This is a genomic window from Pseudomonas fluorescens HK44, from assembly GCF_000217955.3.
GTDB lineage: Bacteria > Pseudomonadota > Gammaproteobacteria > Pseudomonadales > Pseudomonadaceae > Aquipseudomonas > Aquipseudomonas fluorescens_AQ.
In genome coordinates, this window is sequence record NZ_AFOY02000021.1 from 37,677 (window position 1) to 47,704 (window position 10,028).

Below are 10,028 nucleotides of genomic sequence, written 5' to 3' on the forward strand. Positions count from 1 at the left end.
GGTGAACACAAAATTGTGGGGATCGACACGATCCAGTGTGTGCGAGCTTGCTCGCGATTGGCGGCGCAGCAGCCACCCTCGTCATGGCGTATATTCGGCGAACTCACCCTTTGCCTGCGCAGCCGCCATGAAGCACACGCCCGACGACCTCAAACAGATCACCGCGACCACTCTGGGCCACTACGATCAGGTGGCCGAAAGTTTTCGTGAAGGCACACGCGACCACGATGTCAGCCAGAACATCGACGCACTATTGCGGCACATTCAGGGCTCGGCGCCGTTCACCCTGCTCGATTTCGGCTGTGGCCCCGGCCGCGATTTGCAAACTTTCACCCGCATGGGCCACATCGCCATCGGCCTCGACGGTTCGGAGCGATTCGCCCAAATGGCCCGCGAGGACAGCGGCTGCGAGGTCTGGCAGCAAGACTTTCTGAAACTCGATCTGCCCGCCGAACGCTTCGACGGAATCTTCGCCAACGCAGTGCTGTTTCACGTTCCTGTTCAGGAATTGCCTCGGGTGCTGAAGCAGTTGCACGGGGCATTGAAGCCAGGCGGTGTGTTGTTCAGTTCGAATCCGCGCGGGGATAACCGCGAAGGCTGGAATGGCCCGCGATTTGGGGCGTATCACGATCTGGCGGCGTGGCAAAAATTGCTGACAGCGGCAGGGTTTGTCGAGTTGGAGCATTACTACCGGCCGGCGGGATTGCCGAGGGATCAACAGCCTTGGTTGGCGAGTGTCTGGCGTAAAGCGGCGTAGCCTGTCAGGACGCTATCGCCGTTACTGCGCGATTTTCTTCGGCTCCTTGATCTTGTACCAGGCCACATACAGCGCCGGCAGGAACAGCAGCGTCAGCAAGGTGGCGACGATGATCCCGCCAATCATCGCGTAGGCCATCGGCCCCCAGAACACTTCCCGGGCAATCGGGATCATGCCCATGCTCGCGGCTGCGGCAGTCAGCAGGATCGGCCGACGACGGTGTTCGGTAGCTTGCACCACGGCGTCCCACGGTGAGAGGCCGCTGTGCTCGAATTCTTCGATCTGGGTCACCAGAATCACCGAGTTGCGGATGATGATACCGATCAGCGCGAGGATCCCGAGAATCGCCACGAAGCCCATCGGCGTCCCCGACGGAACCAGCGCCAACACCACGCCGATCAAGCCCAGCGGCGCGACACTCGCCACCAGAAACAGCTTCTGCACGCTGTGCAATTGGATCATCAGGAACGTCGCCATCAAAAACAGCATCAACGGCAAGACTTTGGCGATTGGCCCCTGAGCCTTGCTACTGGACTCGACCGTACCACCGGTGGCGACTGAGTAGCCCGCTGGCAAGCCTTCGGCAAACGAGTCGATTTGCGTCTTGAGCAACTTCACCAGATCCGTCGGCTGGATCTCATCGCGCACCGCCGCCTTGATGGTGATGGTGGGTTTGCGGTCGCGCCGCCAGACCAGCGGTTGCTCCAGCTCATAACGCACCGTGGCAAAGGCCAGCAGCGGAATCGACGTCCCGCCCGGTGTAACGATCTGCAGGTTCTGCAGGGTTTCCGGTGTCCCCCGCTCGGCATCCACGGCGCGCCCGATCACGTTGATCAGGTAGATATCATCGTCAACCTGAGTCACCGTCGAACCACTGACGATGCTGTTCATCAGGTTCGCCACGTCCTCGGACGACAGCCCGAGTTGCCGCGCCTTGTCTTGGGCGATGTCGATGCGCAGCACCTTGCCCGGCTCGTTCCAGTCGAAAATGATCTCGCCGATGTGCGGGCTCTTGTCCAGTTCGCTGGCCAGATCGATGGCGTGCTTGCGCACCTGATCGACGTCCTTGCCACTGACCCGGTACTGGATCGGACGCCCCACCGGAGGACCCATTTCCAGAGCCTGCACGTAGCTGCCGATGCCCACGAAGTCCTTGCGCAGGCGCTCGCGCAGGCGCTCGCTGAGCACCTGCCGTGACTCGAAGTTCTTGCTGACGATCACCAACTGCGCGTAGTAGGGGTTCTGCAATTGCTGGTCGAGCGGCAGGTAGAAACGGATCGCGCCCTGGCCGATGTAAGTGCTCCAGCGCACGATATCCGGATCGCCCTTGAGGGTTGCTTCGAGACGGTCAACAGCCTTGCGGGTTTCAGCCATCGAGGCGTTTTGCGGCAGGTTCAGGTCGACGAGGATTTCCGGGCGATCCGACGACGGGAAGAACTGGTTCTGCACGAAACGCATGCAAAACACTGCCAGCAGGAAACACAGCACCGTGATGCCAATGGCCCACCAGCGGTTGCGCATGCTCCACAACAAGCCACTGTTGAAGGCCTTGCCGATGCGTCCGGGCTCCGCGTCATGCGGTTTCACATTGGCGCTGAGGATGTGCACGCCGATCACCGGAGCGAACAGCACCGCGACAATCCACGACACAATCATCGCCACGGCGATGACCGCAAACAAGGTGAAGGTGTATTCACCGGCGGAACTGGCATTCAGGCCAATCGGCACGAAGCCTGCGACCGTCACCAGGGTTCCGGTGAGCATCGGAAACGCGGTCGAGGTGTAGGCGAAGGTTGCCGCCTGCGCCTTGGTTTCCCCCATTTCCAGACGCGTGACCATCATCTCGACGGTAATCATCGCGTCGTCCACCAACAACCCGAGGGCGATGATCAACGCACCGAGAGAGATCCGTTGCATGGTGATGCCGCTGTATTCCATGAACACAAAGACCATTGCCAGCACCAGCGGAATCGAACAGGCCACCACCAGTCCGGCACGCACGCCGAGGCTGATGAAGCTGACTACCAACACGATGATGACGGCTTCGAACAACGCGCTGGTGAAGCCACCAACCGCCTCTTCCACCACCTGGGCCTGGTCCGAGACCATGTGTATGCCGACGCCCACAGGCAGGTCGGCGGTGAGCTGGGTCATGCGCTCGTGTAGCGCCTTGCCGAACACCTGAATGTTACCGCCCGCCTTCATGTTTATGGCCAGGCCTATGGCCGGTTGACCGTTGAAGCGGAACATCGGTGAGGCCGGGTCGACGTAACCGCGACTGATGTCTGCAATATCGGCCAGGCGGTAGAAACGGTCATTGAGCCGCAGGTTGACCGCTTCCAGGTCTTTCTCCGAGGCGAACTGCCCGGAGGTACGCACGGAAATGCGCTCGGGACCGGCCTCGATAACCCCGGCCGGCGTCACCGCGTTCTGCGCTTGCAGGCTCTGTACCACCTGACGCTGGTCGATGCCGAGCGCCGCCAGTTTACGGGTGGAGAAGTTCAGGTAGAGCACTTCATTCTGCTGGCCGACCATCTCGATCTTGCCCAGCCCCGGTACGCTGCGAATTTCGATGCGGGCCTGCTCGACGTAGTCGCGCAACTGGCGCATCGACAGACCATCGGCGGTGAAGGCGTAGATCGACCCGTAGACATCACCGAACTCGTCGTTGAACGACGGCCCCTGAATGCCCGGGGGGAAAGAGCCGCGAATGTCACTGATCTTCTTGCGCACCTGGTACCAGATATCCGGGATGACCTTGGCAGGCGTGGTGTCCAGCAGATAGACGTAAACGGTGGATTCACCTGGCCGGGTGTAGCTTTTCACGTAATCGAGCGAGTCGAGCTCTTCGAGCTTTTTCTCGATACGGTCAGTGACCTGCTTGAGGGTTTCTTCCTGGGTCGCGCCCGGCCAGCGGGTCTGGATCACCATGGTTTTGGTGGCAAACGTAGGGTCTTCCTCTCGCCCCAGGTTGAGGTACGAGAACACCCCCATCAGCAAAGCGACGAACATCAGGTACCCGATGAAGGACTGATGCTTGAGGGCCCATTCGGATAAGTTGAAGCTCCCTTTCATCGCGGGCTGTCCTCGTCGACTTTGACTTTCTGCCCCGGTTTGAGGCTGTTCACACCGGCGCTGACCACTCGCTCACCGCTTTTGACTCCGTGCCCGACAATCACGCTGTCAGCGCCACGACTGAGCACCGTGACGTCTCGCGGGGAAACGGTCAGGGTCTGTTTGTCGATCACCCAGATTCGCGGTTTTCCGTCGATTTCCTGCAAGGCTGTCAGTGGTAACTCGATACGCGGCTCAACGGTCGAGCTCAAGGTCACGCTGATCGCCGTGCCGAGACGAAAGCCCCGTGGTGTCTCGGCCAGGGTCAGACGGGCGCGGCGGGTACGGGTCGCGCTTTGCGCCTGCGGCTCGATCTCGCGGATGATGGCCGTGGTGTGGATACTCGGATCAAGTTGCGCAGCCACTTCAAACACAACGTCGGTGGGCAACTGCTCGGCGAGACCCGCTGGCAGATCGATCACCGCTTCCTTGATGTCCGGCCGCGCCAGCGTCACCACTTGCTGCCCCGCCGTCACCACTTGTCCAGCCTCGGCGTTCCAGGCCGTCACGATCGCGGCGTGATCGGTACGCAGTTCGGTGTAATTGAGCTGGTCCCTGGCCTGACTGACCGCCGCCTTGGCCTGGTCCAGTGAAGCCTGGGTGGTTTTCAGGTTGGTCTGGGCGATGTCCAACTGCGCCTGAGCGCCCACCCCCTTGTTGAACAGTTCCTGCTGACGGCGTGCACTGGCCCTGGCATTGATCAGCAGCGCCTCGACCTTCGCCTGATCGCCTTGGGCGGCACGTAACTGGTTCTGCTGATCGGTCGGATCGAGGGTTGCCAGCAACGCACCCTTCCGGACCTCGCTGCCGACATCAACATTGCGGCTGGCAATACGTCCCGGCACACGAAAACCGATGTTGCTTTCGAAGCGCGCCTGAATGCTCCCGGCAAAACGCCCGAGGTCTTGCTGGTCAAAAGACTGCACTTCGATCGACAGCACCGGCCGCACAGGTTCCGGTGGTGCTTCCTTTTTCGAGCAGGCGGCCAACAACAGCCCCGCCGACAACAGCAGCAACACGCGCTTCATGGCTGGGCTCCCGTCGAACCTTCGGCGGGCGGTGTAACGATCTCTACCAACACGTCGGGGTGCAACAACTGACCGCCGGCAGTGACGACTTTCTCGCCGCCGTTCAGGCCTTCGCTGATGATCACGTTGCCGGTCAGGTAGCGTCCCACCTTGACGGTCTGCAGCTGTGCCTTGCCATTGGCATCCACCCGCCACACGGCCGGATCGCTGAGGTTCTTGGTCAGTGCTGCCCAGGGCAACTCGATCACAGACTTGCCCGGCACCTTGGCCGTGGCACTGACCACCGAGCCCAGTTGCATGCCTTCGGGCAATGCACTGAGGGTGACCTTGACCTGCACCGTACCGGTTTGCGCCGACACCGCCGGGGTGATTTCGCGCACCGTGCCGGTGGTGTGGATCGTCGGGTTATCGAGCAGGCTGACCACCACCGACCGATCCGATGGCGGCGCGCTCAACAGCGATTCATAGACATTGAACACCGCGTCACGCTCGCCATCCCGGGCCAGGCTGAAAATCGGCACTGTGGCCTGCACCACCTGGCCGACTTCAGCCTGACGCGCGGTGATCACGCCGGGCGCGTCGGCAACCAGCGCGGTGTAACTGAGCTGCTCGCGGGCATTGGCCAACTGCGCCTGCGCTGCGCTCAAGGCGCTCTGGCTGCTGCGCAATGCAGCCTGGGCAGAATCGTATTCGCTTTGGCTGGTGTAGCCCTTGGGCAGGAGTTTTTGCTGGCGGACGAACGCGGCAGCGCTCTGTTTGACCCGCGCCTGCTCGGCAACCACCTGGGCGTGGGCCGAGTCAACGCTGGTCTGCAGGTCTTTCGGGTCGAGCCTGGCCAATACCTGTTTGGCGGAAACCCGATCGCCGACATCCACCATGCGCTGGATGATCTTGCCGGCAACGCGAAACGACAACTCGGTCTGAACCCGCGCCTGAACATCCCCGGTCAGGGTCACCGAAGCGGCGAAATGGGTCGGTTGAACCTCTTGCACAAACACCCGTGGGCGCTCCTTTTCGACCGGCTTTTTATCGCCGCACGCGGCCAGCAGGGCAAACAGGCTCAGGCCAACGATACATTTCAATCCGGGACCAGCCATGCAAGCTCCTTTGCGTGATACGGGCGGACACGTGACGGTACGACTGAGAGCTTAGATCAGGGCTCCAGCGCTGCACGGCAACAACTGCACACATTCAGAAATCATCGCGTTATCGACAGTAAGGCACACTGCCGGGCAACACAGCAGGAGCTCCCGGATGCTCAAAACCCTCGCGGTGGCCAATTACCGCTCGATCAATAAATTGGTGATCCCGCTCGGGCGCCTGAATCTCATCACCGGGCCCAATGGCAGCGGCAAGTCCAACCTCTACCGCGCTCTGCGGCTATTGGCCGAAACCGCTCAGAGCGGTGTGGTTAACGCACTCGCGCGCGAGGGTGGTCTGGCCTCGACTTTCTGGGCCGGTCCGGAAAACATCAGCCGGCGCATGCGCAACGGTGAGGTGGCCGTCGAGGCCTCCGTGCGCCAGTCGCCCAAGCGCTTGCGGCTGGGCTTTGCCAGTGAAGACTTCAGTTATGCAATCGCCCTGGGCCTGCCGGAACTGTCGCACTCAGCGTTTTCCCTGGACCCGGAAATCAAGCGTGAATGTATCTGGTCAGGGCCGCTGTACCGCCCGGCCAGCCTGTTGGTCAATCGCATCGGCCCGATGATTCGCTCGCGGGTCGAACGCGATTGGGATGTGCTGGCCCAGCACACGCCGGTCTTCGACAGCCTGTTCGATCAGGAAGGGTTGTTGCGGCCGCTGTCCGCCGCCGAGCTGTCGGACGGGACCTTGCGTTACTTGCTGCTGATCGCCGCTCTGCTGACGCCAAGACCGCCGACGCTGATGGTGCTCAACGAGCCGGAAACCAGCCTGCATCCGGACCTGCTGCCGGCATTGGCACGGCTAATCGTCCGCGCCTCGGAGCAGTGTCAGGTGTGGGTGGTGTCCCACGCCAGCCGCTTGATCGCGGCGTTGCAGCAAGCCCCCGAATGCAACGCCATCGTGCTGGAGAAAAATTTCGGCCAGACCGGGATTGTTGGTCAGGGGATGCTGGACGAGCCGGCGTGGAACTGGCCGGATTGACTCGAAAAGCTGCGATCTTTTGATTTTCGCGTGCAATAAAAACGCCGACGCTATCGAAAGCCGTCGGCGTTGAAACCTCAAAAGGGTTTACCGCTCAATCAGAACGCCGGCAGTACCGCGCCGTTGTACTTCTTGGCGATGAATGCCTTCACTTCAGGGCTGGTCAGGGCCTTGGCCAGTTTCTGCATCGCTGCGCTGTCCTTGTTGTCTGGACGCGCGACCAGGAAGTTCACGTAGGGCGAATCCGCACCTTCGATCACCAGCGCGTCTTTAGCCGGGTTCAGACCCGCCTCCAGCGCGTAGTTGGTGTTGATCATGTCCAGGTCGACCTGATCCAGCACACGCGGCAGCATCGCCGATTCCAGTTCCTTGAACTTGAAGTTGTGCGGGTTCTTGGCGATGTCTTTTGGCGTCGCCAGGGCGTTTTTCGGATCTTTCAATTCGATCAGGCCGGCTTTCTGCAACAGGATCAGCGCACGGCCGCTGTTGCTGCCTTCATTGGGGATAGCGATGGTCGCGCCGTCTTTCAATTCAGCCAGGGTTTTGACCTTTTTCGAGTATCCGCCGAACGGTTCGACGTGGACGCCGATCACGGTCACCAGGTGAGTGCCTTTGCCTTCATTGAAGCTTTGCAGGTACGGCAGGGTCTGGAAGTAGTTGGCGTCCAGACGCTTCTGATCGACCTGCACGTTCGGTTGTACGTAGTCGGTAAAGACCTTGATTTCCAGATCCACGCCTTCTTTGGCGAGGGTCGGTTTGATCAGCTCGAGGATCTCGGCGTGCGGCACCGGCGTTGCGGCAACCACCAGTTTCTCGCCAGCCTGGGCCAGGCCCGCAGTCAGGGCAGCCGCCAATGCGGTGAACAACAGAACCTTTTTCATGCAGTGTCCTTATTTGTCGTTATCGACAATGGCTAAAAAATGAAAGGCCAGTGACGTGCTATCGCTGGTGTGGTGCGGACGATACCGAGATTTTTTATTCCCGAACAATATCTTTTATTCACTTTCATATTCCATTTTGCTCATACACAAAAAAGACACCTAACGCCTGTGGCGAGGGAGCTTGCTCCCGCTCGGATGCGCAGCAGCCGCATTCCGGTAACCGCGGTTTACCTGACAAAAATCGCCTGCTGATTTTGGGGTCGCTTCGCCCGAGCGCGGACCGACCCGCGGGAGCAAGCTCCCTCGCCACAGGGGGGGGGTTAAACGGTTTGCGTCAGGCTTTCGAGCAAACGTTTAAGCGCTGCGCGCTCACCGGCAGATCCGGATGTAATCACCTGCGTTGCCTGTCGTTCGATCAACTCCAATGGCGCAAGCACCTGAGGCAAATTCAAATGCGCAGGCTTTATTTCCTCGCCACTGCTCACCAGCAACGCAAAGTGAATGACGTTCTCCAGCTCACGGGTATTGCCCGGCCAACTGTGCCGCTCCAGAACCTGCTGGGCCGCGTCGCTGATAAACGGCACTGGCAGGTTGAGGCGCTGGCTGTAGATGCCGAGGAAATACTCGGCCAATGATTGAATATCACCGACTCGCTCACGCAAGGCCGGTAATTCGAGCCGACCTTCGTTGAGGTAGTGGTAGAGCCGCTCATGGAATTTGCCAGCCGCCACGGCTTGCGCCAGATCGATGCTGGTCGCCGCCACCAGGCGCACATCCACCGGGCTCGGTTGTTGCGCGCCGACGCGGGTGACTTCGTGATTCTCCAGGGCGGCGAGCAGTTTGATCTGAATCGGCAACGGCAAATCACCGATTTCATCCAGATACAACGTCCCGCCATTGGCCGAACCAAACCAGCCGGCGCGACTGCTGGCCGAACCACTGAAACTGCCGCCGGCATAACCGAACAACTCGGCATCGGCGTAGGTTGGGCTAATGGCGCCGCAGTTGACCGATACAAACAGACCGCCGCGATCACTGGCACGGTGGATATATCGCGCCAACAGCTCTTTGCCGCTGCCGGTTTCACCGCGAATCAACACCGGGATCGAGCGCGGCGCCAGTTGCTCCAGCTCCTGGCGCAGCTGCCGCGAGCGTGGGTCGACAAACACCAGCGCCTTGGCGCGAATGCTCAACGGGCTTTTTTCAGCGTCGGGAAAGGTCAGCAAGGGCTGACCGAAAGATTCATGCAAACTCATGGCAGACTCCCGCCCAGAACCGCCGGGAGACGGGGGCGTTTAAATAAATAAGAGGTTCAAGCGCGGCGTAGGGCGTGATGTTCCATGCGGTTTTGCAGGCGATACAGGTAGGCAAATCCCTGCTCCCAACGATGGTGACCGGACTTCACGTTGATGTGCCCGGCACCCGCCAGGATCCCTGCTTCGGCGCCCCAGTTTCGTGCCAACTCAAGCGCCCGTGGAGCGCTGACAGCGGCATCGTTGTCAGAACTCACCACCTGGCTCGGGAACGGCAGCAGGTGCCTCGGGATCGGTGCAAAGTTGCGCAACGCAGGCGCACAGGCCGGGCGTTCGACGTCGGCAGGCGCTACCAGCAAGGCCCCGCGAACCTGACGCAACGCCTGCAACGGCGCAGTAGCCGCCCAATGCGCAACGGTAATGCAACCCAGACTGTGGGCAATCAGGATCACCGGCGTGCTGTCGGCATCAATCGCTTCGGCCAGCGCCGCAACCCAATCCTCGCGACGCGGCGTCAGCCAGTCGGCCTGCTCCACCCGTGCGCTGTTCGGCAGGCTGTTCTGCCAATGGCTTTGCCAATGATCCCCTGGCGATCCTTGCCAGCCCGGCACAATCAGGTAGCGAATTGATTCGTTGCGCATGGGGAGTTCTCTTGTGCGTGTCTGTTCCTGGTCGAGTATAGGGACGGGGTTTATATTCGTTAAGGAATAAGAAGCTATTTATTAAGATCTGTATCGAATATAAAACTGATCACCCTGTGGGAGCGAGCCTGCTCGCGATAGCGGAGTGTCAGCTGGCATCAATGTTGACTGACACGGCCCCATCGCGAGCAGGCTCGCTCCCACAGGGATTGTGTTTTGCTTTCAAAAAAAAA

The 10,028-nt window shown here is 60.4% G+C and carries 8 protein-coding genes; 2 read left to right on the plus strand and 6 right to left on the minus strand.

The features are described from left to right. Window positions 1-127: 127 nt before the first annotated feature. On the plus strand, window positions 128-757 hold the full coding sequence (locus HK44_RS25765) for a class I SAM-dependent methyltransferase (protein WP_019691157.1): 630 nt from the start codon (window positions 128-130) through the stop codon (window positions 755-757). A 21-nt stretch (window positions 758-778) separates the two neighbouring features. Here the strand turns inward: HK44_RS25765 and HK44_RS25770 are convergent, their stop codons facing one another. From HK44_RS25770 to HK44_RS25780, 3 genes are read right to left on the minus strand one after another with little or no spacing between them, the layout of a single operon-like run. Next, window positions 779-3,832 (minus strand): efflux RND transporter permease subunit, encoded by a 3,054-nt coding sequence (locus HK44_RS25770; RefSeq protein ID WP_019691158.1) that lies wholly within the window; start codon window positions 3,830-3,832, stop codon window positions 779-781. Next, window positions 3,829-4,899: an efflux RND transporter periplasmic adaptor subunit gene (locus tag HK44_RS25775; RefSeq protein ID WP_019691159.1), complete on the minus strand. Its 1,071-nt coding sequence runs from the start codon at window positions 4,897-4,899 to the stop codon at window positions 3,829-3,831. The genes HK44_RS25770 and HK44_RS25775 overlap by 4 nt, the downstream gene beginning before the upstream one ends. Beyond that, window positions 4,896-5,996, minus strand: a complete 1,101-nt coding sequence (locus HK44_RS25780) for an efflux RND transporter periplasmic adaptor subunit (protein ID WP_019691160.1) — start codon at window positions 5,994-5,996, stop codon at window positions 4,896-4,898. Before HK44_RS25780 ends, HK44_RS25775 begins: the two co-directional genes overlap by 4 nt. Window positions 5,997-6,153: 157 nt before the next feature. Here HK44_RS25780 and HK44_RS25785 point away from each other — a divergent pair, with 157 nt between their 5' ends. Further along, window positions 6,154-7,020, plus strand: coding sequence for an AAA family ATPase (locus tag HK44_RS25785; RefSeq protein WP_019691161.1), 867 nt, complete (start codon window positions 6,154-6,156; stop codon window positions 7,018-7,020). A gap of 98 nt (window positions 7,021-7,118) precedes the next feature. On the opposite strand, the gene HK44_RS25790 is transcribed toward HK44_RS25785, so the two are convergent. The 3 genes from HK44_RS25790 to HK44_RS25800 form a co-directional block, all read right to left on the minus strand. After that, on the minus strand, window positions 7,119-7,901 hold the full coding sequence (locus HK44_RS25790) for a MetQ/NlpA family ABC transporter substrate-binding protein (RefSeq protein ID WP_019691162.1): 783 nt from the start codon (window positions 7,899-7,901) through the stop codon (window positions 7,119-7,121). Window positions 7,902-8,221: 320 nt separating this feature from the next. Then, window positions 8,222-9,157 carry a sigma 54-interacting transcriptional regulator gene (locus tag HK44_RS25795; protein ID WP_019691163.1) on the minus strand — a complete coding sequence of 312 codons (936 nt, stop codon included), beginning with the start codon at window positions 9,155-9,157 and terminating at the stop codon, window positions 8,222-8,224. Window positions 9,158-9,213: 56 nt separating this feature from the next. Beyond that, window positions 9,214-9,795 (minus strand): alpha/beta hydrolase, encoded by a 582-nt coding sequence (locus tag HK44_RS25800; RefSeq protein ID WP_019691164.1) that lies wholly within the window; start codon window positions 9,793-9,795, stop codon window positions 9,214-9,216. Window positions 9,796-10,028 lie beyond the last annotated feature (233 nt).